The following is a 26,399-nucleotide window of genomic DNA, read 5'->3' on the forward strand; positions in this document are numbered from 1 at the left end:
TGTCAGCGTGTCTTTCGGGGCTTGCGCGAGGAACGTCACGTTTCTTGCGCGGCCTCGGTCGAGTCGGTAGGCTTCCGCGACCGATTTGACCCTGGGGTGACTTGAGCGGCTCGCCCCGTCAGGATCGGATGGACCCTCACATGCGCGGTCGCGGCCGCGTGCCTTGGCCCGGAACTGAAAGGACTGAGCTGACCGGATGCTGTACGCAATTCTGTCAACGTTCCTGGTGGCGGCGCTTGCGCCCACGATCCACCGCCTGACCGGCCGCACCAGTGGCTGGGTGCTGGGCCTGTTGCCGGCCGGGCTGTTCGTCTATTTCCTGAGTTTCCTGCCGGCGGTTTCCAGCGGCGAATCCATCGTGCTGGCCTGGCCCTGGCTGCCGGGGCTGGATATCCAGCTCTCGTTCCTGGTGGACGGCCTGTCACTGCTGTTTGCGCTACTGATCTCGGGTATCGGTTTCTTCATCGTCACCTACGCCGGGCGCTACCTCGAGAAGGATCGCGATCTCGGCCGTTTCTACGTGATTCTGCTGGCCTTCATGGGGTCCATGCTGGGGCTGGTGCTGGCGGATAACCTGATCGCGATGTTCGTGTTCTGGGAGCTGACCAGTATTACGTCCTACTTGCTGATCGGCTACAACCACGAGAACGCGGACGCCCGCAAGTACGCGCTCCAGGGTCTGTTCGTAACCGTCGGCGGCGGTCTGGCAATGCTCGCCGGCGTCATCATGCTGGCGATGGCGGGCGGCTCCTACGAGATCTCCGAGATCCTCTCCAACGGCGATGTGGTGCGCGAGCATGCGCTGTATCTGCCGCTGTTGTTCCTGATCCTGCTCGGGGCCTTCACGAAGTCGGCACAGGTCCCGTTCCATTTCTGGTTGCCCCGCGCGATGGCGGCGCCCACGCCGGTCTCCGCCTACCTGCACTCGGCCACCATGGTAAAGGCCGGCATCTACCTGCTGGCGCGCCTGAATCCCTCGCTGGGTGGCACGGACGTCTGGTTCACCACGCTGGTGTTGGTCGGCTCGGTGACCATGTTCACCGGTGTGTTCCTGGCCTACCGCTCCACGGGCGTGAAAAAGGTGCTGGCGTATTCCACGGTGATGGCGCTGGGCACCCTGACCATGTTGATCGGTATTGGCACCGAGACCGCGTTGATGGCGGCGATGGCCTTCCTGCTGGCGCATTCCCTGTACAAGGGCGCGCTGTTCATGGTCGCGGGCATCCTGGATCACGAGGCCGGGGCCAAGGACTTCCTGCAGACCGGCGGACTGCGCAGCACGCTGCCGGTGACGGCGGCATTCACGATCCTCGCGGCACTGTCGCTGGGGGGCGTGATCCCGCTGTTCGGTTTTGTCGCCAAGGAGCTGATGCTGGAGTCGGTGCTTGGGGCCCCGGGGCTGGTCGGCATCCTGACCCTCCTGGCGGTGCTGACCGCGATCCTCGGGGTGGCGGTCGCCGCGATTGTCGGCATCCGGCCGTGGTTCGGGCCGAAGACGGACACGCCCAAGACCCCGCAGCACGACGCCCCGGTGGCCATGCTGGCCGGCCCCGCGGTGCTCGCGAGCCTGGGCCTGATCTTCGGCCTGGGGCCGGGGCTGGCCGACGAGGGCCTGATCAACGCGGCGGCGGCCAGCGTGCAGGGCGCGCCGGTCGACGGCTATCTGTCGCTGTGGCACGGCCTGAACTGGCCGCTGGCGATCTCCGCCTTCAGCCTGTTGGCCGGTGGGATTCTCTACTGGCGCTGGGGACAGGCGCGCCGCGCGCTGGCCTGGGTCGATCGCGCCGCCGAATACGGCCCGGAGAAGGGCTATTTCAAGATGATGGACGGCCTGGTGTGGCTGTCCGAATGGCAGACCCGAGTGCTGCAGAACGGCTATCTGCGCTATTACGTGATCGTGATCGTCGTGGTGACCGCGGGTCTGGTCGGGGTCACCGCCCAGCTGTTCGAGGTCGGCGTCGGGTCGCTGAATCTCGAGCGCCTGAAGGTCCACGAGATCGCCATCCTGGCGGTCCTGGTGGCCTCCACGCTGTTCGCGGTGCTGACCCGCTCGCGACTGGGCGCAGTGGCGGCCCTGGGCTCGTTGGGCTTCACCGTGGCGCTGGTCTACGTGCTCTACAGCGCGGCGGACGTCGGCATCACCCAGGTGCTGGTCGAGACCCTGACCGTGATCCTGCTGGTGCTGGTGCTGTTCCGGCTGCCGGGCTTCCTGAACCTGTCGTCCACCGCGCTGCGCCTGCGTGACGCCGGGATCGCACTGGTGATGGGCGGCATGATCACGCTGCTGATCCTGAGCACCGTGGATGCGCGGCTGTTCGACTCCATCTCGCAGTACTTCATCGACGAGTCGGTGCCGTCCGGTTATGGCCGCAACATCGTTAACGTGGTGCTGGTCGACTTCCGTGCACTGGATACCCTGGGCGAAATCTTCGTGCTGGCGCTGGCGGCGATCGGGGTGTACGCGATGCTTCGTTTCCGCGCGGAGGACCGCCGATGAACATGCATTCCCTGATCCTGCGCACCGCGGGACATTTCCTGCTGCCGCTGCTGCTGCTGTTTTCCGTGTTCCTGCTGTTGCGCGGGCACGACGAGCCGGGCGGCGGTTTCATTGGTGGGCTGGTCGCGGCGGCGGCGATCCTGCTGTACCTGTTTTCGATGGATACCGAGTCGGCACGCAAGGTGCTGCGGGTGGACCCTCGGGATCTTCTGGGTGCCGGCATGGTGCTGGCGGTGATCAGTGCCATTCCCGGCGTGTTTCGCGGGCAGGCCTTCTTTACTGCCCAGTGGTGGGAGTTCACTGCGCCGATCTTCGGCGAGATGAAGCTCTCGACCGTGCTGATCTTCGATATCGGGGTGTACCTGGTGGTCATCGGCTCGGTGCTGACCATCATGCTCAACCTCGCGGAGGCGGAGGACTAATGGAAGTCGTCATGGCCTTCGTGGTCGGCGGTCTCTATGCCGCGGCCATCTACATGATGCTGCGCCGCTCGATCGTGAAGCTGGTGATCGGCCTGGTGCTGCTGTCGAATGCCGCCAACCTGCTGATCTTTACCGTCGCCGGCATGACATCGGGCGCGCCGCCACTGATCTCCCCCGGGGACACGGTGCCCGAGGGGGTCGCGGCCGATCCCCTGGCGCAGGCCGTGGTGCTGACGGCGATCGTGATCGGTTTCGGGGTGCTGGCGTTCGCCGTAGTACTGATCCACCGCGCCTACGAAGTGGTGCAGGCCGATGACATGGACCAGATGAAGGACACCGATCGATGATGATGTCCGTGGCCCTCCCGATCATCGTGCCGCTGCTGGTCGGTGCGTTGTCGGTGATGTTGTGGCGTTCGCACTTCGCGCAGCGGGCCCTCGGTGTGCTCGGTACCGGGCTGATGCTGGCCGTCAGCGTGTGGCTGCTGGCGGATACCTGGGAGCACGGGCACGTGGTCATGGAGATGGGCTCCTGGCCCGCACCATTCGGTATCGTGCTGGTGTCCGACATGCTGGCGGCGATCATGGTGGTGCTGACCGGCATCATCGGGTTCGCCACGGCGATCTATTCGCTCTCCGGCATTGGCAAGATGTCGGAGAAGTTCGGCTACTACCCGTTGCTGCACCTGCTTCTGGCCGGCGTGAACGGCGCTTTCCTGACCGGCGATATCTTCAACCTCTACGTGTGGTTCGAGGTGATGCTGGTCGCCTCCTTCGCGCTGCTGATCCTGGGTGGCGAACGCGCGCAGATGGAGGGGGCGATCAAGTACGTCACCCTGAACCTGCTGTCGTCGATGATCTTCCTGACCGCGATCGGCCTGACCTACGGGCTGACCGGCACCCTGAACATGGCGGATATCGCCGACAAGCTGTCCACCGTCGAGGACACGGGTCTGGTGACCGTAATCGCGATGCTGTACCTGGTCGCGTTCGGGGTGAAGGCCGCGGCGTTCCCGTTCTTCTTCTGGCTGCCGGCGTCCTACCACACGCCGAAGGTGGCGGTCTCGGCGCTGTTCGCGGCGTTGCTGACCAAGGTCGGGGTCTACGCGCTGTACCGCGTGTTCACGCTGATCTTCAATCAGGAAGTCGACTACACCCACGAGATCCTGCTGTGGGTCGCAGCGGCGACCATGCTGACCGGCGTGCTCGGGGCGGCCGCGCACTACGAATTCCGGCGCATCCTGTCGTTCCACATCATCAGCCAGATCGGCTACATGATCATGGGTCTGGCGCTGTTCACGCCGCTGGCCCTGGTGGGCGGGGTGTTCTACATCATGCATCACATCATCGTGAAGGCGAATCTGTTCCTGATCAGCGGGATCACGTTCGTGATGAAGGGCACCCACGAGCTGAAGCTGATGGGCGGGATCTACCGTACGCATCCAATGCTGGGGGTGCTGTTTCTGATTCCGGCCTTGTCGCTGGCAGGGCTGCCGCCGCTGTCGGGTTTCTTTGCCAAGTTCATCATCATCCGCGCGGGCATTGAGGCCGAGGCCTACTGGGTGGTGGCGGTCGCGCTGGTGGTCGGGCTGCTGACGCTGTACTCGATGATCAAGATCTGGGCCGAGGTGTTCTGGAAGGCGCAGCCGGAAGGGGTCGAGGGCGAGACGCTTGACGTCACGTCCGGCCCGATGATCTGGATGTGGGTCCCGGTGATCATGCTGGCGCTGATGACCGTGGCCATCGGCCTGTACGGCGAGCCGATCTACCAGATGGCTTTGATGTCGGCCGAGCAGTTGCTGGATCCGTCGCAGTATATCGAGGCGGTACTCGGGGAGGCCCGCCAATGATCGCGCTGACCTGGAACATCGCGCTGGCCCTGATCTGGGTCTTTCTGACCGGGACGTTTACCACCGGCAATCTGCTGGTCGGATTTTTCCTGGGCTACGTGCTGCTCGCCTTTGCCCTGCGTGACAAGCCGGGGTTCGCCAGCTATGCGCGGCGCGTGCCGCGCTTCATCGGGTTTATCGGCTTCTTCCTTTGGGAGCTGTTTATGTCGAACCTGAAGGTGGCCTACGATGTGATGACACCGACCCACCACATGGTGCCGGGTGTGATTGCCTTTCCGCTGGATGCCAAGACCGATGGCGAGATCACGATTGTCGCCAACCTGATCTCGCTGACGCCGGGGACGCTGAGCCTGGACGTCTCCACCGACAAGAAGGTGCTGTATATCCACGTGATGTACCTCGAGGACCGGGATGCGGTGATCCGCTCGATCAAGTACCTGGAACACCGCGCGCTGGAGATCCTGCGCTAGTGGGCCATGCGGTTAATAAGGTAACGCTCAGAGCCACTGTGCTGGCGCGAATCAAGGCGGGTTTCGCAGGGAATGGCAGCGTCCTTGCCAAGAAACGCAACACCGAGTCGCGCCAGCACAGTGGCTCCCGAAGGGCCGTCGCACAAGCGCCGTGGTCCGCGTTCCGCTCGCTTGAATGGGCGAAGGCCAGTCCTGCGCTTGCGCGCCTTGCCCACAACGCTTGTGCGACGGCTGAGCGTTACCTTATTAACCGCATGGCCCACTAGGCGCGGGGAGGTCCGATGTTCGATATCGCCATTATCGTTGCCAACGCATTGCTGAGCCTGGCCCTGGTGCTGGGGTTCTGGCGGCTGTACCTGGGGCCGACGCTGCCGGATCGTGTGGTGGCACTGGAGCTGATTGCGTCGCTGACCATCGGTTTCATCGCGGTCTACGTGATCTCCAGTGGCCGCACCCCGTTCATCGACGTGGCCATGGTGCTGGCGCTGACCGCGTTCCTGGCCGCAGTGGGCTTTGCCCGTTACCTGGAGAAAGGGGGGCACCGGGACGATGACTGAGTTCTTGACGGGGTTGTTCCTGGTCGTCGGGGCCGCGTTCATGGTGGTCGCGGCGCTGGGTCTGGTGCGCATGCCCGACCTGCCGATGCGCCTGCATGCCACCACCAAGGCCGGTGTGCTGGGGGCGGGTCTGATGATGGTCGGCGTGGCGGTCTATTTTGGTGATGGCGGGGTCACCACCCGAGCGGTGGCGGTGATTGGCTTCCTGCTGCTCACCGCACCGGTGGCCGCGCACGCGATCGGGCGCGCCGGCTACTTTGTCGGGGTGCCGCTGTGGGAGCACAGCAAGACCGACGAGCTGAAGGGCCGCTACGACGAGAAGAATCACACCCTGGCCTCGCCCCCGGAGATGCAGGACGCGAAGCAGGACGACGACGTCCCGCGCGCGTGAGCCCGCCGGCGCTCGCGCGCGGATGGCCGATCATCCGGGGAGGGGACATGACGGCGCGCCAGACACGAAAAAGCCGGGGCGCAAGGCCCCGGCCATGGGTACAGTCGTCGGAGAGACGATCGTGCCTGAATAGCGGCCCTCAGGCCGCGTGGGTTTCCTTCGCCTCGCGGGCGGCCCTCGCCTGTTCCGGATCGTAGGCTGCGCCGGACCAGAGCATCTCGTAGGCGATCTCCTCGTTTCCGTTCTCGCACAGTTCCAGTACCTGCTGGAACAGAGGCTGGAAGGTCTCGCTCTGGTGCGACGCTTCGTGTTCGTCGAAGCTATTCCAGAAGGTGATGATGAGGGCTTCCTTGTCCTTCATGGGGCTCTCGACCGCCTGGCCGATGGTGGAGCCTTCATTGGAGACGGAGCCGGAGTTCAGCGCGACAAAGCCGCCGACGAAGCCGGTATCCGAGTGATAGGTCTTTACGTTCTCGCACAGGACGGCGACACGTTCCTGCAGATCGTCGATGGTGTATTCCGGCTTGAGGATCACGCGGTTGATGGTGACGACACCGTCGGCCGGGAAGTTGTTGATCAGTTGGCTCATGACGTTCTCCTGTTGCAGGGGAAGTGTGCCCGAAGGCACGGGTTGCTCGTTAAGTTAGTAAGCAACTTCTAATTGAAGTTCCCGAGTAAACTACTCAGGAATAGGCGAGACCCCAAAATCACCCAGAAACCGGAGGGCCCGATCCAGAGCGCCCCTGGCGGCGGGAGGGTTCTTCCGCAGCCAGATGCGGGTGATCACCGGACTTGCGTGCGATCCCCGGAGCATCTATCGTTCATTCCAATGAATATTGGAATGAACGCCGTGTCCGGACGTGAACTCAAGGATCTCCTGTACGAACAGGTGGCCCGCATCGCGCGCGCCGCGGCCAGCCCGAAGCGCCTGGAACTGATCGAGGTGCTGGTGCAGGGCGAAAAGAGCGTCGACCAGCTGGCTGCGGATGCAGAGCTCAGCGTGAAGCTGACCAGTGCCCACCTGAAGGAGCTGCGCCAGGCGCGGCTGGTCGAGTCCCGGCGCGAAGGGCGCCATATGTTCTACCGGCTGGTGGATCAGCATGTCGCCGATTTCTGGGTAATGCTGCGCACCCTGGCGGAGGAGCGCCTGCTCGAATTGCAGGCCGCGACCCGAGAAATGGCCGAAGGCCCTGGCGAGCTGGCCCCGATGGCGGGCCCCGAACTGCTGGAACAGGCGCGTCGGGGCGATCTCATCGTTCTCGATGTGCGTCCCGGCATGGAATACGCGAACGCCCATCTGCCGTATGCCCGATCCATCCCGATCAGCGAGCTGCGCAATCGGCTCGGCGAGCTGCCGAGCGACCGACCGGTGGTGGCTTATTGCCGCGGTCCCTACTGCCTGATGGCCAGCGAGGCTGTAGAGATCCTGGCCGCGCACGGGTTCCAGGCGACCCGCTTCGAGGATGGCGTCGCCGAATGGCGCTATCACGGTCTGCCATTGGCAACTGTGAGCAACGAGGACAAGGAGAACGCCACATGACGGACCATCACAAGGCCGCGGAGGCCTATGCCCACCTGACGCACGGGATCCGGGAGAACCTCGGGCAGTTCGGTCAGCAGCTGATCCAGGTTTTCTTCGTCGGCCTGACGATCGGGATGATGCGCACGGTCGTGCCGGCCCTGGCGGAGAGCGAGTTCGGGGTGGCCGAGGGCTCGTTCATGCTGCTGACCGCGTTCGTGGTCGCCTTTGGCGTGGTGAAGGGGGCGCTCAATTTTGTTGCCGGTCGCCTGTCCGAACGGCTTGGCCGCAAGACCGTCCTGATGCTGGGCTGGGTGGCGGCGATCCCGATCCCGTTCATGATTCTCTACGCGCCGTCCTGGAGCTGGATCGTGGCCGCGACAGTGCTGCTGGGCGTGAACCAGGGCCTGGCCTGGTCGATGACCCAGACGGCCAAGATGGACATCACCCGTGCCGATGAACGCGGTTTCACCATGGGGATGAACGAGTTCTCCGGCTATGTCGGGGTCGCGGTGGCGGGGATCGTGACGGGCTACATGGCTGCAGCGTTCGGTCCGCGCATGGGGCTGTTGATTTTTGGCCTGGTGGTCATCGCGCTGGCGATCGTGCTGACGGCGCTGTTTGTGCGCGAGACCCTGGACTGGGCGAAGGCCGAGGGTGCGCGGCATGCCGCGGGGCAGTCCACTGGGCCCATCCCGCGGTATTCGAAGAATATCTCCGATACGCCCAGCACCTGGGAGGTGTTCACGCTGATGTCCTGGCGCGACCGGCGCATGGCCGCGTTCAGTCAGGCGGGGCTGGTCGAGAAGTTCGTGGATGCGCTGGTGTGGGTGTTCTATCCGGTGTTCCTCTATCAGCAGGGGCTCAGTCTCGCGGCGATCGGCTGGGTGGTCGGGATCTACGGGTTTGTCTGGGGCGGATCGCAGTTCCTCACCGGCCGCCTGTCGGACCATATTGGCCGCCGGCAGCCGATTATCTGGGGCATGTGGATCTGCGGCGGCGGGGTGGCCCTGACGCTGCTGGGCGAGGGCGTGCTGTGGTGGTCGTTCGCGGCGGCGGTGACCGGTCTCGGCATGGCGCTGCTGTATCCCAACCTGAGCGCGGCAGTGGCGGATATCGCGCACCCGAACTGGCGCGGTTCGGCGATCGGGACCTACCGCTTCTGGCGGGATCTTGGCTACGGAGTGGGGGCCTTCGGGTTGGGCATCGTGGCCCATATTGGCGGGTCGGTGGTCTGGGGCTTCTGGTTCGTGGTGATCGCGATGTTTGCCTCCGGCGCCGTGGTCTGGTGGTGGGGCGAGGAGACGCATCCGCGCCTGAACCCCGACGACGATTAGGCGTATGGCGGCTCGTCCGCCGGGCGCCGCTACCAGCGGCGCTTGTCCCACATCTCCGGGTTGGCCCAGAAACGGGCGTTCAGCCAGTCGGGGGTGAGCTTGTAGTCGTACAGACTGGTGCGATAGACCGTGTGATCCGGCGCGGCCGCCTCGGCCTCCGGGTCGTGGCGGAAACCGAGGGCGAGGAAATCGTTCAGGCCCCAGCGTTCGTCGTCCCGCCGATGCAGGATCAGCACCTCGTCGGCCCAGCGGTCGCGCAGCCCGCCCAGGAGTTGCTGGCCCGTCGTGACGTCCAGTGCGCTCAGCGTATCCGGCAGCAGGACCAGCGGCACGCGCGGCCCGGGCGGGTGCTCGAGAAATGCCGCGACGCTCTCCTGCTCCACGCCCGGAGGGCTTTCCTGGCTATTCGAGTCGGCTACAAGCAGGACGGCCCTGCCGTCGCGCAGGCGCCGCGGCAGGTGGCGGCGCAGGGCATCGATGTCGATCAAGCGGTACCTCCCCGTTGGTCTTCGTCACCCCGTCCCGGGGTCGTGTTCGTTATACTCTAATGTACTCCCACTTCTACTGCGGACCCGTCAGAAGGAAGCCTCTCCATGTCCAAGGAACTGCTGACCGAATTCCTCTCCAAACACCCGATCTCGGCGTCGCTGACGCCGGCCGAGGTCGAGATCCTTCTCGAATACCTGGAGGTGCTGGAAACCCATCACAAGCAGGTGATCGCCGATATCGGCGAGGTCGGGGAGTCGTTGTTCTTCGTGGTCAGCGGGACCGCCGCGCTGTACCACGACGACGGCAACCAGGAGATCGAGGTCGGGCGCATGCAGACCGGCGAGCTGGCCGGGTCCATGTCGTTCTTCGACCGCGTGCCGCGCGGCGTGCGTATGCGCGCCCTGAGCGACAATACCCGCCTGCTGCGCCTGTCGCGCTCCATGTATGACCGCCTGCGCGTCGAACAGCCGTACATCGCGGTGAACCTGCTGGAGTTCGCCATCATCAGCCTGGATCACCTGATCCGCCGGGTTTCCGAGGACGTGGCCACCTACGCGCACTACCTCTACTCCCCGGGCAAGAAGTAAAGCGGGGCGCAGGCGGAGAGCGTCGTGCTCGCGTCCCTGCAGACGGCGATCGAATACCTGCTGCTGCCCCCGGGGCTGGGGATCGCGCTGACCCTGGTCGGGGTCGCCTTCTGGCGCGCCGACTGGCGCGGGGGGCGGCCGTTATTGGCGATCGGTCTGCTGGCGCTGGTGCTGCCAAGCCTGAATGTTGTTGCCCAGCCGCTGGCGCACGCCATCGAGCGCGATCTGCGCGATCTGCGCGATGCCGTGGTGGCGGTGGGGCGGGCCGATGCCATCGTGGTGCTGGGCGGCGGACGCTGGCCCGGACGCGGCGAGGACGGCGGCCGCGATGCCCTGAATCCCCAGACCCACGAGCGTCTGCGCCATGCCGCCCGGCTGCACCGCGATACCGGGCTGCCGCTGCTGGTCTCGGGCGGGCGTCCGGGCGCGTTGCCCGGGCGGCGCTCCGAGGCCGAGTTGATGGCGGCCACCCTGCAAACCGATCTGGGGGTGCCGGTGCGCTGGCTGGAGAGCACCTCGCGCAACACCTGCGAAAACGCCACGCACACCCGCCAGCGCCTGCAGCAAAGCGACGTGCAACGGGTGCTGGTGGTGAGCCAGGCCCTGCACATGCCGCGTGCCCTGGCCTGCTTCGAACGTGCCGGGCTGGCGGCCGACCCGGCACCGACTGGCTTTCGCGGCCCCACGAGCGATCCCCGGCGGGTCGAGGACTTCCTGCCGACCCTCGAGGCCTTGGAGACGTCGCGCTTCGCGATGCGCGAATGGCTGGCCCGCCTGGCGCGGCCGCTACGCGACCGTCTGCCGGAGCGGGGCGACCCGGCCTGATGCTCGCGCTGCGCCGTGCACCGGGCTTGTATGGCGCGGCGGCCGGGCTGGTGCTCTTTCTGCTGGCGGGTGTGGCCGTGGCCGCGGATGCGGAGGCGGAGTTCGATGGCGGCATCCAGCTGGATCTGCGGATCGAATCTCTGTTGCGCGACGATCTTGACGCGCATGGCCTGCGCACCCGTGTGCAATGGACGCGCGAAGGCCTGTCCCTGGCGATCCGCGCGGATCGCGTCGAACTCCCCGAGCCCATCGGGGCCCTGCAAGACCTGCGTGTGGAATGCAGTGATCTGCAGGTAAGTCGTGCCGAGGTCCGCTGCGATACGGCGCGACTCTGGGGCGATGCCGGGGATCTGCACCTGCGGGGTGCCCCGGTAGGCCTGTATTGGGGGCGCGAGACGGGCGCGCTTGCGCTGGCGGGTGCGTGGCCCGGCTGGTTCGGGGCGCAGGGCGATTTCCAGGTGCGGCTGGATCCCGCCCGCGGCTGGGATGTGCGGGCCGATTTCGCGGGGATCAACCTGGCGGCCCTGGCCGGTTCGGCGCGCCTGCCAATGGATTTGCCCGTGCATCTGGGGCAGGGCACGGCGGATCTCGCGCTGCACTGGCGTGAACGCGGGCGTTCCGAGGTCACCCTGACGGTGCATGATCTCGCATTCAGCGACGATCTGGGCCTGCAGGCGGGGGAAGAACTGGACGGTTGGCTGCGCCTCGCGGGCGATGCCGACGGCTGGGATGTTGATCTGGCACTGACAGCGGGTGTGGTGTTCGTCGATCCCTGGTTTGTCGATCTGGATGCCGAGGGTCCGCTGACCCTGGACGCCCGCGGGGTGGTGGTGGACGGCGAGAGCCGAGCGGTGCGAGCGGGGTCGCTGTCACTGGATTATGGCGAGGCGGCCTCGCTGCAGGGACAGGGCCTCGCCTTCGCGCCCGAACGTGGTCTGGATGGCCAGTTCCGGGGTGAGGTCGGGGCACTTGGCGTGATCTACGAGACCGTGCTGTCGCCGTGGCTGGTGGGGACAGCCCTGGGCGAACTGGATGCCGCAGGGCGTATGACCGGCGAGGTCGAGGTGCAAGCCTCCGAGCCGCACTACGCCCGGCTCGAATGGTCCGGGGTCGAGGCTCAGGACCGGCGTGGGCGTTTTGGTGTGAGCGGTGCGCAGGGCGAGCTGGACTGGTCCGCCACCGTGCCGGGTGGCCCCGGCCGCATCGGCTTTGATGCGGCCCATCTGTACGGCCTGCCGTTCGACGGGTTTTCCGCCCGGGTGCGTGCGCGGCCACAGGGGCTGGAATTGCTGGAGGCGACCGAGATCCCGATCCTCGATGGGGGCCTGCGGGTCAGGGCCTTCAGCGTGCAGCAGACCGAGACCGGGCCGGACGTGCAGTTCCAGGGGGGGATTCGGGCGATCAGTCTGGAGTCGCTGACCGGGGTGTTAGGCTGGCCTCGCTTCTCCGGTCAGGTGGCCGGGATGATCCCGCGGGTGCGCCTGGAGGACGGTGATCTGAACGTGGATGGGCGGCTGCTGGTCCAGGTGTTCGATGGCGAGGTGGTGCTGCGCGATGTCTATATTCACGATCTGTTCGGGTACGCACCGGAGCTCGGGCTGTCCACGCAGATCCAGCGCCTGGACCTGGAACTGGTCACGCGGGCCTTCGATATCGGCCGGATCCAGGGACGGCTGTCGGGGCACGTGAACGACCTGGTGATGGTGGACTGGTCGCCGGTGCACATGGACCTGGAGTTGATGACGCCAATGGACGATCCGGGACGGCGGCGCATCAGCCAGCGGGCGGTGGAGAACATCACCGAGCTGGGTGGCGGCCTGCAGGCGGCGGCTTCGTCGATCTTCCTGCGCGTTTTCGAGAACTTCAGCTATCGCCGCCTGGGCTTTCGCTGCGAACTGCGCGGGGACGTGTGCACGGCCTCCGGGGTGGCAGATCGCCCGGACGGCGGGTTCGTGCTGGTACAGGGCGGTGGCCTGCCGCAGATCGAGGTGATCGGCTACAACCGCCGGGTGGACTGGCCGGAACTGATCGACCGCCTGGCGACGATTCAGGGCGGCGAGGGGCCGGTCGTGCAATGAGTCAGTCGCGGTGTTTGGTTGCGGTTCAGGATGATGGTGTAGATTGGGCAGATGCGGGGTTTACCCGCCCGAACAAGGGATGACAGGCATGAAGGCTTTGTGGAGTGTTCCGGGATTGGCTCTGATGTTCGCGCTGCTCGCGGGCTGCGTGACCATCAATATCTACTTCCCCACCGCAGCGGCGGAGGAGGCGGCGCGCGCCATCGTGCGGGATGCGCTGCAGGTGCCCGAGGCCGAGCCGGCACCGGAGTCCGAGTCCGGTGTGCAGCTGTCGCCGTCGGAGCCGCGCCACACGGGCACGACGAGCGCCGCGCCGGTGCTCGTGTGGGTGCTGGAACGCCTGGTGAGCCCGGCCGCCGCGCAGAGCCCGGACCTGCAGATCGAGACCCCGGCCATTAACCGCATCCGGGCCTCGCTGCGCGAGCGGGGGCCGCAGCTGGCACCGCATTTCCGCAGCGGTGCGATCGGTTTCGGTAACAACGCGGATGTGGTGATCCGCGATCTCTCCGAGGTTCCGCTGCGCGATCGCAGCACCGTGCAGCGACTGGTCAGCGAGGAGAACTCGGATCGGGATTCGCTCTACCGCGAGATCGCCCGGGCCAATGACCGTCCGGACTGGGAACGCCAGATCCGCGAGACCTTTGCCCGCGTCTGGGTGGAAGAGGCCCCCTCGGGTTACTGGTACCAGGACGGCAACGGCCAGTGGCAGCAGAAGTAACGGCGCGTGAGGGAACCCCCCATCCACGGGAGTGATGCGTGGCCGGCATAGCCTGGGCCGAGCGCCTGGATGCCCGGCGCCGCCAGTTGACCGAGCTGGTCAATGACACGGATCTTTCGGCGTTGCCGCGCTGGAAGGCCGTTCCGCTCGGGATGGTACGCGGTGTCTTCGCGCTGGTGCGCGAGGTCTCCGAGGGGCAGCTGACGCTGCGCGCGATGAGTCTGGTGTTCACCACCCTGTTGTCGATGGTGCCGCTGCTGGCGCTGTCATTCTCGGTGCTCAAGGCCTTTGGTGCCCACAACGCGGTGGAACCATTCTTGCTGGGCGTGCTCGAGCCGCTGGGCGAGCAGGGGGTGGAGATCGCCCACAACGTGCTCGAGTTTGTCGACAACATGCGCGTGGGCGTGCTCGGGTTCGTGGGTCTGCTGTTCCTGGTCTACACGGTCATCGCGCTGGTGCAGAAGATCGAGCTGGCCTTCAACGCCATCTGGCGGGTGGAGAACAGCCGCAGCCTGGCCCAGCGCTTCTCCAACTACCTGTCGGTGATCCTGATCGGCCCGGTACTGGTGGTCTCCGCCCTGGGGGTAACCGCCACCGTGATGTCGTCGGCGGCGATGCAGACGGTCGCCGGGATCGGGCCCGTCGGCATGCTGATCACCGAGATCTCGCGGCTGGTGCCCTATCTCCTGATCATCGCCGCCTTTGCCTTTATCTATGTGTTTGTGCCGAACACCCGGGTGAAGGTGATCCCGGCGCTGCTCGGGGCCGTGGTGGCCGGGTTGCTGTGGCAGAGCGTTGGCTGGGTGTTCGCCAACATGGTGGCGGGTTCGACCCGCTATGCGGCGATCTACTCCAGCTTCGCGATCATGATCATGCTGCTGATCTGGCTCTATCTCGCCTGGCTGATCCTGCTGATCGGGGCGAACGTCGCCTTCTTCGTGCAGCATCCGGAATACATGAACGTGCGCGGTATCCGCCTGCGCTTGTCCGGCGCGGGGCGCGAGCGCATGGGCCTGCACCTGATGCAGCAGGTCGGACAGCGCTTCCATGACGGGCATCCGGCGCCGACGCTGGACGAGGTCGCCGCGGCGCTGGCCGTCCCGGGCAATGCCCTGGGAGGCTCCGCGCGCCGGCTGGAGGAGGCCGGGCTGTTGCTGAAGGCGGGCGAGGACGGGCAGCAGCTGGTCCCGGCGCGGGATCTCGACGCCATCCGTGTGGACGAGATCCTGGAGGCCCTGCGCGCGGACACCGACGACCGCGCGATCCGCCGCTTGCGTGGCAGTGCGGCGGTGGAGCGGACCCTGAAGGACGTCGATGTGGCGCGACGGGAGCGTCTGGATGGACGCACCCTGCGCGATCTATTGAACGAGGCTGTCGGCGATTCCGGGGCGGTGGAAACCGCCTGACGGCTGGCCTGCAGGGCCGTCAGGCGCGTGGCGCCTGGGCGTCCAGGCGCTGCTGGGCGCGGTCCATCAGCTGCCCCGATACGCGCTCCACCAGCGACTGGGCGACGCGTCGCACGGCGGCATCCAGGATCGGATTCAGCTTGTACTCCAGTTCGAAGTCCACCCGCGTATGGCCCTCGCCATCAGGGGTCAGCCGGTAACTGCCGCGATTGTGAATCCCGCGGATGGAGCGCCAGGCGAAGTGTTCGGGGGCGATGGCGCTGCAGACTTCGACGTCGAAGCCCATGCGCATGCCGGCGGCGCGAATGGTCCAGCGGTAGCAGTCATCGCCCAGCCGTTCGATATGTTCCACGTGGTCGCACAGGTCCACGAAATTGGGGACGTGGCTCAGGAGCTCGAAGACCCGATCCGGCTCGGCGCGCAGGGAGGTTGAGTGGCTGATCGTTCGCATGGCGGATTCGTCTTCGCTGGCGGCTCTTTGGACTAAGAGCCTGGCGCGGGTTCGGGGTTCCACGCAAGCGTGGGTCGGATCCGTTTCCACAGGCTTGTCGCATCCGGGGTGGGGGCCTACGATGTTTGCTTACGCTGGCGACCCCCGGATGCCCTTGATGTCCACCGCGCAACAATGTCCCGAACTCGACTTCCTGCAACGATTCGAGGCCGGTTCCACCGGCATCCTCTACTGGGAGCAGCTGGACCAACTGTGGGAGCGTCTGCGCGAGCGCGCGGACGCCGGATGGTACGTCTATGCGGTGGGCGACGACGTCCCGGATCAGCCGGTGCCGGAGGAGACCTTCCGGCGTTTCGTCGACGAGATCGACGCCCTCTTGCGGCGTGATCACGACGAGGATTACTGCGGAATCGTGTACGTCGACGACCGCGAGCATCCGGAGTTCGTGAAGATCTTCGATCCCAACAACCTCGGCTCCAGCTGCGGCTCCTCCGGGCTCCGGGTCCTGCCGGGCTGGGTCGTGTCGCGGGTGCCGCCGGTGGATCTCGAGGTCGCGGTGCCCCCCACCGGCAGTCGCCGGCGCTGGTGGCAGCGGCTGTTCGGTGGTGCACAGTGAGACCGGGGGCCGGGTTGCTGGTGCGGTTCGTCCGGGCGCGGCTGGAAGCGTAGCGTGAGCGGGTCTGTCTGGCATCGCCTGCGCGCCCAGTCCCGGTTGTTCATCGCCCTGGGCATTCTGATCCTCGTGGTGGTCTGGATCGTCTCCGGGATGCTCGGGCGCGAGACGGAGGAGGCGCCGCGGGCAAGCGATCCCCAGCCCATGGCGGTGGCGGTAACGGCGCTCACGGCGGAGCCGGTAGAGCGTTTGCTGGTGCTGCAGGGGCGGGTGGAACCGGACCTGCGCGTGATGGTTCGCGCGGAGACCGCCGGCCAGGTCGCCGAATGGGCTGTGGCCCGTGGGGCGCGGGTGGATGTGGGGGATGAACTCGCGAACCTGCGCATGGATGATCGCGAGGCGCGGCGGCGCCAGGCGATTGCCCGGTTGCGCGGGGCGGAGAGCGAATACGAGGCGGCCCAGCGCCTGCACGACCAGGGGCATGTCTCGCGTACCCAGCTGGAGGCCCGCGAGGCAGAGCGCGAGGCCGCACGGGCCGAGCTCGAGGCAGTCGAGCTGGATATCCGCAACACGCGGATCGTCGCACCCGTCGCGGGGATCGTGAATCAGCGCCTGGCGGATCGCGGCGACTTCGTCAGTCGCGGCGACCCGGTGGCGGAGGTGGTCGACAACGACCCGCTCCTGGCGGTGGTGCATGTCCCCCAGCACCAGATCGGGCGGGTCGAGCCGGGCCAGCCGGCGCGGATCCGTTTCCTTGATCGACGGCGTGCCGAGGGCGAGGTGCGGTTCGTTTCGCGCGTGGCCGAATCGGGCACGCAGACCTTTCGCGTCGAGATCGCCGTGCCGAACCCGGACGAGGCCCTGCCGTCGGGTATCAGTGCCGGCGTCGAGATCCCGACCGCTGTGCTGCAGGCGCACAAGCTGTCCCCGGCCTGGATGGGGCTGGATGACGCCGGGCGTGTGGGCGTGAAGACGGTCGACGCGGCGGATCGGGTGGTGTTCCACGCCGTAGAGGTGATCCGGGCCGCGGCCGATGGCGTCTGGGTGACCGGCCTGCCCGAAACGGCACGGGTGATCACCATCGGCCACGGTTTCGTGACCGATGGCGAGCGGGTGCGCCCGCAAGCGGCGCAGGTGGACCCCGGGGCGGCGGTGCCGGAATCGGTGGACGGGGCGGCGCCGTGAGGTCCCTGATCGCCTGGGCGGTGGCACATGCCCGGACGGTACTGCTTTTTCTTCTGTTGATCCTGGTGCTGGGGGCGACCGCCTACCACATCGTGCCCAAGGAGGCGGCACCGGAGATCGATGTCCCGATCTTCTTTGTCTCGGTGCCGTATCCCGGGGTCAGCCCGGAAGACGCCGAGCGCTTGATGCTGCGGCCGCTGGAGCGCGAGCTGCAGGCACTGCCCGGGGTGGACGAGATGCAGTCCTGGGCGGGCGAGGGTTTTGCCCTGGTGCGTCTGGACTTCGAGCCGGGCTGGGACAATCGTCAGGCGCTGTCGGACCTGCGCGAGGAGGTCGACCAGGTGCGCCCCGAGCTGCCGGTGGGTGCGGAGGAGCCGAGCGTCTCCGAGGTCGATCTGTCGCTGTTTCCGGTGCTGACGCTGAATCTCTCCGGGCCGCTGGACGAGCGGGCGCTGGTGCGCCTGGCGCGCGAGCTGCGCGACCGGGTCGAGGCGATCCCCGGGGTGCTGGAGGCGGATGTCGGCGGGGATCGCGAGGAGCAGATGGAGGTCCTGGTCGATCCGCTGGTGCTGGAGACGTATGAACTGTCCTTCAGCGAACTGACTCGCGCGATCGAGCGCAACAACCGGCTGGTGGCGGCCGGCGCGCTGGACACCGGGGCCGGGCGTATTCCGCTGCGCGTGCCGGGCACCATTGATGATGTCGACGACGTGCTGGACACCGCGATCCGCGTGGAGGGCGATGCGGTGGTGCGGGTGCGCGATGTCGCGGAGGTACGTCAGACCTACCGCGACCCCGAGGGCTTCACCCGCATCGATGGTCAGCCTTCGGTGTCCCTGGAAATCCGCAAAGCGTCGGAGGCCAATGTCCTCGAGGTGGTCGCGGCCGCCCGCGCGACCATCGAGGCTGCCCGCGCCGACTGGCCGGAAGCCGTGGAGGTGACCTATCTGCAGGACATGGCGCGGGATGTAGGTGACCTGCTGGGGGACCTGGAGAACAGCGTGATCACCGCGATGCTGATCGTGGCGCTGGTGATCCTGGCGATGATGGGGGCGCGGGCGGCGCTGCTGGTGGGCATGGCGATTCCCGGGGCCTTCCTCGGCGGCATCCTGGTGATCTACCTGATGGGTTTCACACTGAACGTGGTGGTGCTGTTCGGCCTGATCCTGGTCGTGGGTATGCTGGTAGACGGTGCCGTGGTGGTCGTGGAGCTGGCGGATCGCTATGTGGCCGAGGGCATGGCACGGGCGGATGCATTCCGCGCGGCCGCCCAGCGCATGGCCTGGCCCATCACAACGGCCATTGGGACCACGCTGGCGGTGTTCGCGCCCATGCTGCTGTGGCCCGGCATGGTCGGCGAGTTCATCGTCTACCTGCCGGCCACCGTGATCGTGACCCTGATCGCCTCGCTGGCGATGGCACTGGTCTTTATCCCGGCGCTGGGTGCGGTGATCGGGCAGAGCCGGCCGATCAACGCCGCGCAGACGCGCTACGTGCGCGCGGCAGAGGAGGGACGCTACGACGAACTGCAGGGGATTACGCGGGCCTATATCCACCTGCTGCAATCCCTGGTGCGGCATCCCGGCTGGACGCTGGCGGGGACGGTCGCGGTGGTCGTGGTGGCCTACGCGCTGTATGCCACGCAGGGCCGGGGTGTGGAGTTCTTCCCGCAGGTCGAGCCTGACTTCGTGCAGGTCCAGGTGCAGGCACGCGGCGATCTCTCGGTATGGGAGGCGGATGCCCTGGTCCGCCAGGTGGAGGGCACTCTGCACGGCGTACCCGAGATCCGCCACGTCTACGCGCGCACCATTGGGACCCAGCTGGGCCGTCTGCAGGGCGACTATGCCGAGGACGTGATCGGGGTGATCCAGCTGGAACTGATTGGCTGGCGGCAGCGGCCACCGGCGGAGTCAATCATCGAAGACCTGCGCCGGCGGACCGCGGACCTGCCGGGGATTCGCCTGCAGTTCCGCGCCCAGGAACGTGGACCGAGCGAGGGTCGTCCGATCGTGCTCGAAGCCGCCAGCGCCGACCCCGAGCGGATCGCACCCGTGATCCGGCAGCTGCGCGCCGAAATGGACGCCCTCGGCGGGTTCGTGGACGTGACCGACGACCTGCCCCTGCCCGGGGTGGAGCTGGAGGTGCGCTTTGACCGTGAACAGGCGGCTCGCTTTGGGGTTGATGTCCCGTTGCTGGGCGAGGGCGTGCAATTGGTCACCAGCGGGATCTTGCTGGGAACCTACCGTCCGGACTACAGCGACGAGGAGGTTGATATCCGCTTGCGCTTGCCGGCCGCGCAGCGCCATCTTCAGCAGCTGGCGGGCCTGAACCTGCCGGGGGCCACCGGGCTGGTGCCGCTGGCCCATTTCGCCGAGCTGGTGCCGGTGCCGGCGACCGGCCTGATCAAGCGCCGCGATGGCCAGCGTGCGTACACCCTGGAGGCGGATGCGGGCCCCGGCTATCTGGTAGACGAGCGCCAGCGTGCGCTCGAAGGCCGGATGGCCGACCTGGAGCTGGACGCCGAGGTGCAGCTGCGCTTTCGCGGTCAGGCCGAGGAGCAGGCCGAGGCCACGAACTTCCTGCTGGGGGCGTTCGGGCTGTCGCTGTTCCTGATGCTCGCGATGATGGTGACCCAGTTCAATCGCTTCTCCCAGGCCTTTCTGGTGCTCTCGGGGATCGTGTTTTCCACCGCCGGGGTGCTGCTGGCGTTGCTTCTGCGCGGGGAGCCCTTCGGTATCGTGATGAGCGGGATCGGCGTGCTGGCGCTGGCGGGGATCGTGGTGAACAACAACATCGTGCTGATCGATACCTACAACGAGCAGCGCAGGCTTGGGCTGGATGCGATGGAGGCGGCCCTGCGCGCGGCCGCGCAGCGGATGCGGCCGGTGCTGTTGACCGCGATCACGACCATCCTCGGCCTGTTGCCGATGGTGCTGGCGTGGACGGTGGACTTTGCCGGCCGGGACTTCTACGTGGGTGCGCCGGTCACCGGGTTCTGGGTCCAGCTGGCGACGGCCATCGCCGGAGGGCTGTTGTTTGCGACTCCGCTGACCCTGCTGTTTACGCCCGCCATGCTGGTATTGCTGGACCGCTGGGGTCTGGACCGACGGCCGGTATCGGTGGGCGGGTCGGGTTCCGCGGTCAGCGGCTCGCCAGGCGCTTGACGCACTCGAGGTAGGCACTCTCGTCCGGCGCGGCGTTGCTGCGCTGGGCTTCCCACAGGACCTGGCCCAGGCACTCCATCATCCGGTGCTCGGCATCCATGACGCCAAAGCGGGCGCACAGCCCCTGGTGCAACTGGCGGGTCCCGGCTGGGCGGTCGGTGCGCGCCTGGTCGCGCAGGCTCAGGTGCATCGCCATGTGCAGGAACGGGTTGGAGGTGCCGAGCTCCGGCGGGAATTCGCCGGTCAGCGCGGTCTCGCGGTCCTTCAGATAGTCGTGGTACTCGGGGTGGTCCGAGATCACGTCCACCAGTTGCTGTTCCAGATCGGACAGGGCCTCGCCGGCCTGGGCCTTCTGCCAGGCGTCGACGAACTGGGTGCGGATCTGGTCGCGGTTGCCGTACATGGGAGGTTCCTTGAAGAGGGTAGGTTCGTTCAGGCGCCGACCGGGGGCGGTGTCTTTGCCTTGTATTCGCACAGGTCCGCGATCGGGCAGCGCCAGCACTCCGGCTTGCGCGCCTTGCAGACGTAGCGCCCGTGCAGGATCAGCCAGTGGTGGGCGTCCTGCAAGTAGGCCTTCGGAGTCAGGCGCATCAGGCGCTTCTCCACCTCCAGCACGGTCTTTCCGGGGGCCAGGCCGATGCGGTTGGCGACCCGGAAGATGTGGGTGTCCACCGCGATGGTGGGGACGCCGAAGGCCGTGTTGAGGATGACGTTCGCGGTCTTGCGCCCGACGCCGGGCAGGGCCTCCAGCGACTCGCGGTCACGGGGGACCTCGCCGCCGTGGCGCTCGACCAGCATGCGGCAGGTCTTCATTACATTCTCGGCCTTGGCGTTGTACAGGCCGATGGTCTTGATGTGTTCCTTGAGGCCGTCGAGGCCCAGCTCGAGGATCGCCTCGGGCGTGTTGGCGACCGGGTAGAGGCGGCGCGTGGCCTTGTTGACGCCGACATCCGTGGCCTGGGCCGACAGGATGACCGCGATCAGCAGTTCAAACGGGGTGGCGTAGTCGAGCTCGGTGGTCGGCTCGGGGTTCGCCGCCTTCAGGCGCTCGAAGATGGCTTCACGCTTCGCGGCATTCATGGATGCGGGGGGGCTCCAAACAAACCGGCCCCGCTTCGCGGGGCCGGCAACTCGCGTAGTGACGTTGCTCAGACGTGGCGGAAGAGGCCGACATCCGGCGCGGCGTCGCGCGGGTTGGACTCGGCTTCCTTCTCCAGGTCCTTGATCAGCTTGGCGTGCTTCTCTTCGATGTCGTGCATCGCCTTTTCGTCCATCTTCGGGAAGATGACGTCACGGATGAACGAACCCAGCTCGTCCAGGCAGCTCGGCCAGTACTTGTCGTTCAAGTGGAACGCATGGTGGGCATGGGTGCCCATCGGGTAGCTGTCGAACTTGCGGATCATGGTGTAGGACAGGTCGCTGTCCTTCTCGACAAAGTCCTTGGCGAAGTCGTACCACCACTTGTAGTACTTCTCCTGGAGCTCGTCGTTGAACCCGTGGTTCTCGAAAAAGGCGGCGATCGTGCCGCGCGGGGCGAGGCCGTAGCGCGTGCCGCGCTTGCCAGCAAACGGGAAGTGTCCAGCCATGCCAATCTCCTGGGACGTTTGAATGTCCGGGGCGGTGGCCCCGGTAGAACGGATTCGTGGCGCCGGAAGTTTACCGGCTGACAGCCAGGAATCAAGGCCGGAGCCGATCAGGCGTTGTCGGGGCTCGCCTCGGTTGCGGTCGCGGTCTCGTCGCCGGTGGGGCTCGGTTCCGCTTCAAACTGGCTGTCGATCCAGTTCTTGGCGGCGATCAGCAGGCCCATGGCCATGAAGGCGCCGGGGGGCAGCAGGGCCAGCAGGAAGCCGTGCTCGGACGGGTAGAGCTGCAGGGTCATGCCGTGGCCCCAGTCGCCGAACAGCAGGTGGGCGTTGGCCATTAGCGTGCCCTGGCCGAGGACCTCGCGCAGGGCACCCAGGGCAATCAGCACGCCGGTGAAGCCCAGTCCCATCATCAGCCCGTCCAGCGCGGCGCGCGGGACCGAGTTGCGCGAGGCGAAGGCCTCGGCGCGGCCGATGATGGCGCAGTTGGTCACGATCAGCGGGATGAAGATGCCGAGGATCAGGTACAGCCCGTGAAACCAGGCGTTCATCGCCAGTTCGATCGCGGTGACGATGGAGGCAATGATCAGCACGTACACCGGGATGCGGATCTCCGGGCGCGCATGGTCACGGATCAGCGAGACCAGCACGTTCGACAACAGCAGGGTCAGGGTGGTCGCGATGCCGAGGCCAATCGCGTTGACCATGGTGCCGGAGATCGCCAGCAGCGGACACAGTCCCAGCAGCTGCACCAGCCCGGGGTTGTTGTGCCACAGGCCGTCGCGAATGATGTCGGTCAGGGTCGGGTTCATCGGCTTGCCTCGTCGTCCCCGTTGGTCTCGCTGGTCGGGAGCGGTTCCGTGACGGAGCCGGTTTCCTCGGGCCGGGTCGCCAGCAATTCGTCACGGTGATGGTCGAAGTATTCCAGCGTGCGATAGACGGCGCGAACCACCGCACGCGGGGTAATGGTGGCCCCGGTGAACTGGTCGAAGACCCCGCCGTCCTTGCGCACGTGCCAGCCCTCGGCCGGTGGGTTGCCCAGCGAGCGCCCGTCAAAGCCGCGGATCCAGTCGGAGCGCTCGGCCTCGATGGCATCGCCCAGGCCCGGAGTCTCGCGGTGCGCGGAGACCCGCACGCCCTGGAGTTCGCCGTCGCGGTCGACGCCGATCAGCAGGTGGATATTGCCACTGTAGCCGTCCGGGGCGATCGCGGAGAAGACGATACCGACCACCTCGTCCTCGGCATCGCGGGCGAACCAAACCGGCAGGGGACCTCCACCCAGCAGATCGTGGTTCAGATCGATGGTGTCGTGGACCGGGTCGTTGTGGTAGTCGAGTTCCCCGGTCAGCTCCGCGATGCGGTTGCGATTGACCGCCATGCGGTTCTCCGCAATGCGCGCCTCGGTGGAGTCCTGTACCAGGGCGACGATGCCGGCCCCGGCGGCGGCAAACCCAGCGAGCAGGGCGGTCGCCAGCAGGATGTCCCGTGGCTTCAGGTTACCCATGGCCGTCCCCCGGTGGCGGTCCGCGGCGCTCGCGCCCGAAGATGCGCGGGCGCGTCAGGTGGTCCAGGGTCGGGGCGACCATGTTCATCAACAGTACGGCGAAGGCGACCGCATCCGGGTAGCCGCCCCAGGTGCGGATGACGAAGATCAGCACGCCGATGCCGGCCCCGTAGAGGATGCGCCCCAGCGGAGTGGTGGAGGCGGACACCGGGTCGGTGGCAATGAAGAAGGCGCCAATGATCACCGCGCCGCTGAATACATGGAAGGCCGGCGAGGCGAAGGAGTCCGGGTCCAGCATCCAGAAGAAGCCGGCCGGGATCGCCACGCCCAGGATCACCGCCGCGGGGATGTGCCAGTGGATGATCCGCCGGAACAACAGGTACAGCCCGCCGAGCAGGAAGAAATTGCCGATCCACTCCCAGCTGGTTTCGCTGAAGGTGCCGAACAGCGGGCTGGTGGTGACCTCGTTGACCGTGCGCCCGGCGCCCAGGCCCTCGCGCATCGCATCCAGCGGTGTGGCGCGGGTGATGGCATCCCAGTCCATGGCGGCCGGGAGGCTGCCGGTGAGGACCGTCTGCAGCGTCTGCCCGAGGCCCAGCGACATCTCGGACAGGGTGTCCGGGGCCGGCCAGAGGGCCATTTCGCGCGGGAACGAGACCAGTACCACCACGTAGCCGACCATCGCCGGGTTGAACGGGTTGTAGCCCAGCCCGCCATACAGGTGCTTGGCGACGATGATGGCGAAGGCGATGCCGATCAGGGTGACCCAGACGGGTGTGAGCGGCGGTACCGCCAGCGCGAACAGCCAGCCGGTGACGATCGCCGAGTTGTCGCCCAGCGTGGCCATCACCGGGCGCTTGCGGGCGGCGACGATCGCGGCCTCGAAGGCCACCGCGAACAGCACCGCCAGGACCACATTGACCAGTACGCCCCAGCCGAAGAACCAGGCCATGGCGAGGGTGCCGGGCACCAGCGCCATCAGGACCTGCTGCATGACCCCGCCCACCGAGTGGGCCGGGATCATGTGCGGCGAGGATTCGGTGCGAAAGCGCATCAGCGGTCGCCCGTGTCCGTGGAATCGCGTTCGCCGGATTGGGCGGGTTCGGTGTGCGTCTCGGGGGTGGCGGCCGCCTTGTCCGCTTGCTCGGTCGCCGCGCCCTCGACGGCGTCCCCGGCCTTGGCGGCCTTGCGCGCTCGGGCGCGCTCGAGCGCGGCCTGAATGGCGGCCTGTTTGTCACTGTTTTCGTTACTGTCGCCGTCGGCGCTGCTGTCTTTCTTCTTGAGCGCGGCCTTCTTCTTGGCCATGCGTTCGGCCTTTTCGCGTTCCTCGCGCTCGATGCGTTCCTGGCGAAACTCGTAGCGTTCGCGCGCGATATCCGACTTCTGGCGCTCCTTCTCGCGCGCCCAGATCTCGTTCTTGGCATAGCGGTAGTACTGCACCAGCGGGATGTTGCTGGGGCAGACATGCGCGCAGCAGCCACATTCGATGCAGTCGAACAGGCCGTAGTCCTGGGTCGCGTCGAAGTCCTTGGCCCTGGCCTGCCAGTACAGCTGCTGCGGCAGCAGTTGCGCCGGGCAGACGGCCGCGCACTCGCCGCAGCGGATGCAGGGCATCAGCGGGCCGGGTGCGGGCGTGTCCTGCGGGCGGGTCGCCAGCAGGCAGTTGGTCCCCTTGATCACCGGGATGGCGTCGTCATGGACCGCGAAGCCCATCATCGGGCCGCCCATCACCAGGCGGTCCACGCCCTCGGCATAGCCACCGGCGGCGGCGATCACATCGGCGAACGGGGTCCCCAGCAGGGCCTCGACATTGCGCGGATGCTGCACGCCCGGCCCGGTGACGGTGACGATGCGTGACAGCAGCGGGCGACCCTGAATCACCGCATCGCAGACCGCCTTGAAGGTGCCCGGGTTGTTGCAGATCATCCCGATATCCGCCGGCAGGCCGCCGCTGGGGACCTCCTGGCCGGTGAGGACCTTGATCAGCTGGCGCTCGCCGCCGGTGGGATAGATGGATGGCACCGAGACCAACTGGACCCGTTCGCGCAGTTCGCCGGGGAGGGTCTCGGTCAGTGCCCGCATGGCCTCCGGCATGTTGTCTTCCACCGCGAACAGTACGCGCTCCACACCCAGCAGGTGGGCGACGATGCGGATGCCCTCGAATACCGCCTCGGGGGCGCTGCGCAGCAGCGAGTCGTCGGCGCTGATGTAGGGTTCGCACTCGGCCCCGTTCACGATCAGCGTGTGGATGCGCTGGCCGGCGCGCGGATTGAGCTTGACCGCGGTAGGAAAGGCGGCCCCGCCCAGTCCGACGATCCCGGCATCGCGAATGCGTTGGCGCAGCTTGCGCGGGTCGCGGGTGTCCCAGTCCAGCCAGGGCTCCATGCGGGTTTCGCCCCAGTCGTCGCGGCCATCGCTTTGGATGGTTATGCAGGGGGCGCTGAGGCCCGAAGGGTGGGGTACCGCGTGGTCGGCGATCTCCACCACCTCGCCGGAGGTGGGGGCATGCACGTGGGCTGCGATATAGCCCTTGGACTGGCCAATCCGCTGGCCCTTGGTCACACGGTCCCCGACCGCTACGCAGGGCTCCGCCGCCTCGCCGATATGCTGGCCCAGGGGGACGATCAGCCGGGACGGCACGCCCATCACCAGCACCGGGTCGCGGGTGCTGGCGTCGGTCTCTTCGGCCAGTTTCAGGCCCCCATGGAAGCGATGCAGCTGCATAAGCGTATTCTAACGGTTCGCGGGCATCCG

General features: G+C 66.9%; 27 protein-coding genes. 17 read left to right on the forward strand and 10 right to left on the reverse strand.

Annotated features, from left to right (window positions below):
* Positions 1-196 precede the first annotated feature (196 nt).
* The 7 genes from TVD_RS04465 to mnhG all read left to right on the forward strand — a co-directional run bounded on the left by TVD_RS04465 (position 197) and on the right by mnhG (position 6,186).
* On the forward strand, positions 197-2,497 hold the full coding sequence (locus TVD_RS04465; RefSeq protein ID WP_047250918.1) for a putative monovalent cation/H+ antiporter subunit A: 2,301 nt from the start codon (positions 197-199) through the stop codon (positions 2,495-2,497).
* Positions 2,494-2,919: a Na+/H+ antiporter subunit B gene (locus TVD_RS04470; protein WP_018146064.1), complete on the forward strand. Its 426-nt coding sequence runs from the start codon at positions 2,494-2,496 to the stop codon at positions 2,917-2,919. Before TVD_RS04465 ends, TVD_RS04470 begins: the two co-directional genes overlap by 4 nt.
* On the forward strand, positions 2,919-3,266 hold the full coding sequence (locus tag TVD_RS04475) for a Na+/H+ antiporter subunit C (protein ID WP_018146063.1): 348 nt from the start codon (positions 2,919-2,921) through the stop codon (positions 3,264-3,266). Before TVD_RS04470 ends, TVD_RS04475 begins: the two co-directional genes overlap by 1 nt.
* Entirely contained in the window at positions 3,263-4,768 is a 1,506-nt protein-coding gene (locus TVD_RS04480) for a Na+/H+ antiporter subunit D (RefSeq protein ID WP_018146062.1), read from the forward strand. The genes TVD_RS04475 and TVD_RS04480 overlap by 4 nt, the downstream gene beginning before the upstream one ends.
* Complete coding sequence (locus tag TVD_RS04485; RefSeq protein ID WP_047250919.1) at positions 4,765-5,238, forward strand: Na+/H+ antiporter subunit E; 474 nt, start codon at positions 4,765-4,767, stop codon at positions 5,236-5,238. Before TVD_RS04480 ends, TVD_RS04485 begins: the two co-directional genes overlap by 4 nt.
* A 281-nt stretch (positions 5,239-5,519) precedes the next feature.
* Complete coding sequence (locus TVD_RS04490; RefSeq protein ID WP_047250920.1) at positions 5,520-5,795, forward strand: cation:proton antiporter; 276 nt, start codon at positions 5,520-5,522, stop codon at positions 5,793-5,795.
* Positions 5,788-6,186 (forward strand): monovalent cation/H(+) antiporter subunit G, encoded by a 399-nt coding sequence (gene mnhG / locus TVD_RS04495; protein ID WP_018146059.1) that lies wholly within the window; start codon positions 5,788-5,790, stop codon positions 6,184-6,186. Before TVD_RS04490 ends, mnhG begins: the two co-directional genes overlap by 8 nt.
* Positions 6,187-6,325: 139 nt before the next feature.
* Here the strand turns inward: mnhG and TVD_RS04500 are convergent, their stop codons facing one another.
* Entirely contained in the window at positions 6,326-6,775 is a 450-nt protein-coding gene (locus TVD_RS04500; RefSeq protein ID WP_018146058.1) for a hypothetical protein, read from the reverse strand.
* A gap of 252 nt (positions 6,776-7,027) precedes the next feature.
* On the opposite strand from TVD_RS04500, the gene TVD_RS04505 reads away from it, so the two are divergent.
* Both TVD_RS04505 and TVD_RS04510 read left to right on the forward strand, forming a co-directional pair.
* Positions 7,028-7,726, forward strand: coding sequence for an ArsR/SmtB family transcription factor (locus tag TVD_RS04505; RefSeq protein ID WP_047250921.1), 699 nt, complete (start codon positions 7,028-7,030; stop codon positions 7,724-7,726).
* Entirely contained in the window at positions 7,723-9,042 is a 1,320-nt protein-coding gene (locus tag TVD_RS04510) for an MFS transporter (protein WP_018951205.1), read from the forward strand. The genes TVD_RS04505 and TVD_RS04510 overlap by 4 nt, the downstream gene beginning before the upstream one ends.
* 29 nt (positions 9,043-9,071) lie before the next feature.
* On the opposite strand, the gene TVD_RS04515 is transcribed toward TVD_RS04510, so the two are convergent.
* Positions 9,072-9,530, reverse strand: coding sequence for a DUF6231 family protein (locus tag TVD_RS04515; protein ID WP_018938685.1), 459 nt, complete (start codon positions 9,528-9,530; stop codon positions 9,072-9,074).
* Between the two features lie 105 nt (positions 9,531-9,635).
* Here TVD_RS04515 and TVD_RS04520 point away from each other — a divergent pair, with 105 nt between their 5' ends.
* The 5 genes from TVD_RS04520 (at position 9,636) to TVD_RS04540 (ending at position 15,145) form a co-directional block, all read left to right on the forward strand.
* A complete protein-coding gene (locus tag TVD_RS04520) occupies positions 9,636-10,118 on the forward strand; it encodes a Crp/Fnr family transcriptional regulator (RefSeq protein ID WP_018146053.1) in 483 nt (160 codons plus the stop codon).
* Between the two features lie 24 nt (positions 10,119-10,142).
* Positions 10,143-10,943 (forward strand): YdcF family protein, encoded by an 801-nt coding sequence (locus TVD_RS04525; RefSeq protein WP_047250922.1) that lies wholly within the window; start codon positions 10,143-10,145, stop codon positions 10,941-10,943.
* Positions 10,943-13,021 (forward strand): hypothetical protein, encoded by a 2,079-nt coding sequence (locus tag TVD_RS04530; protein ID WP_047250923.1) that lies wholly within the window; start codon positions 10,943-10,945, stop codon positions 13,019-13,021. The genes TVD_RS04525 and TVD_RS04530 overlap by 1 nt, the downstream gene beginning before the upstream one ends.
* Before the next feature lie 88 nt (positions 13,022-13,109).
* Positions 13,110-13,739 carry a YdbL family probable chaperone protein gene (locus TVD_RS04535; protein ID WP_047250924.1) on the forward strand — a complete coding sequence of 210 codons (630 nt, stop codon included), beginning with the start codon at positions 13,110-13,112 and terminating at the stop codon, positions 13,737-13,739.
* A 38-nt stretch (positions 13,740-13,777) separates the two neighbouring features.
* A complete protein-coding gene (locus tag TVD_RS04540) occupies positions 13,778-15,145 on the forward strand; it encodes a YihY/virulence factor BrkB family protein (protein WP_047250925.1) in 1,368 nt (455 codons plus the stop codon).
* Positions 15,146-15,164: 19 nt separating this feature from the next.
* Here the strand turns inward: TVD_RS04540 and TVD_RS04545 are convergent, their stop codons facing one another.
* On the reverse strand, positions 15,165-15,596 hold the full coding sequence (locus TVD_RS04545) for an SRPBCC family protein (protein ID WP_018938690.1): 432 nt from the start codon (positions 15,594-15,596) through the stop codon (positions 15,165-15,167).
* A 157-nt stretch (positions 15,597-15,753) separates the two neighbouring features.
* Between TVD_RS04545 and TVD_RS04550 the strand changes: the two genes are divergently transcribed.
* From TVD_RS04550 to TVD_RS04560, 3 genes are read left to right on the forward strand one after another with little or no spacing between them, the layout of a single operon-like run.
* On the forward strand, positions 15,754-16,212 hold the full coding sequence (locus tag TVD_RS04550) for a hypothetical protein (RefSeq protein WP_018176363.1): 459 nt from the start codon (positions 15,754-15,756) through the stop codon (positions 16,210-16,212).
* Between the two features lie 54 nt (positions 16,213-16,266).
* Positions 16,267-17,394, forward strand: a complete 1,128-nt coding sequence (locus TVD_RS04555; protein ID WP_047250926.1) for an efflux RND transporter periplasmic adaptor subunit — start codon at positions 16,267-16,269, stop codon at positions 17,392-17,394.
* A complete protein-coding gene (locus TVD_RS04560; RefSeq protein ID WP_047250927.1) occupies positions 17,391-20,558 on the forward strand; it encodes an efflux RND transporter permease subunit in 3,168 nt (1,055 codons plus the stop codon). Before TVD_RS04555 ends, TVD_RS04560 begins: the two co-directional genes overlap by 4 nt.
* On the opposite strand, the gene TVD_RS04565 is transcribed toward TVD_RS04560, so the two are convergent.
* From TVD_RS04565 to rsxC, 7 genes are all read right to left on the reverse strand, one after another.
* Positions 20,536-20,961, reverse strand: coding sequence for a DUF1841 family protein (locus tag TVD_RS04565; RefSeq protein ID WP_018951214.1), 426 nt, complete (start codon positions 20,959-20,961; stop codon positions 20,536-20,538). The two genes, TVD_RS04560 and TVD_RS04565, sit on opposite strands and share 23 nt — an antisense overlap.
* Before the next feature lie 29 nt (positions 20,962-20,990).
* Positions 20,991-21,638: an endonuclease III gene (gene nth, locus TVD_RS04570; protein WP_018176360.1), complete on the reverse strand. Its 648-nt coding sequence runs from the start codon at positions 21,636-21,638 to the stop codon at positions 20,991-20,993.
* A 68-nt stretch (positions 21,639-21,706) separates the two neighbouring features.
* The gene (locus tag TVD_RS04575; RefSeq protein WP_018146042.1) at positions 21,707-22,144 is read right to left on the reverse strand and encodes a hypothetical protein; all 438 of its coding nucleotides are present in this window, start codon (positions 22,142-22,144) and stop codon (positions 21,707-21,709) included.
* Between the two features lie 107 nt (positions 22,145-22,251).
* Positions 22,252-22,953 (reverse strand): electron transport complex subunit E, encoded by a 702-nt coding sequence (locus TVD_RS04580; RefSeq protein WP_018146041.1) that lies wholly within the window; start codon positions 22,951-22,953, stop codon positions 22,252-22,254.
* Positions 22,950-23,645, reverse strand: coding sequence for an electron transport complex subunit RsxG (rsxG, locus tag TVD_RS04585; RefSeq protein WP_047250928.1), 696 nt, complete (start codon positions 23,643-23,645; stop codon positions 22,950-22,952). The genes TVD_RS04580 and rsxG overlap by 4 nt, the downstream gene beginning before the upstream one ends.
* Positions 23,638-24,699, reverse strand: a complete 1,062-nt coding sequence (rsxD, locus tag TVD_RS04590; protein ID WP_047250929.1) for an electron transport complex subunit RsxD — start codon at positions 24,697-24,699, stop codon at positions 23,638-23,640. The genes rsxG and rsxD overlap by 8 nt, the downstream gene beginning before the upstream one ends.
* Positions 24,699-26,369, reverse strand: coding sequence for an electron transport complex subunit RsxC (gene rsxC, locus TVD_RS04595; protein ID WP_047250930.1), 1,671 nt, complete (start codon positions 26,367-26,369; stop codon positions 24,699-24,701). Before rsxC ends, rsxD begins: the two co-directional genes overlap by 1 nt.
* Between the last annotated feature and the right edge of the window lie 30 nt (positions 26,370-26,399).

The organism is Thioalkalivibrio versutus, assembly GCF_001020955.1.
Taxonomy (GTDB): domain Bacteria; phylum Pseudomonadota; class Gammaproteobacteria; order Ectothiorhodospirales; family Ectothiorhodospiraceae; genus Thioalkalivibrio; species Thioalkalivibrio versutus.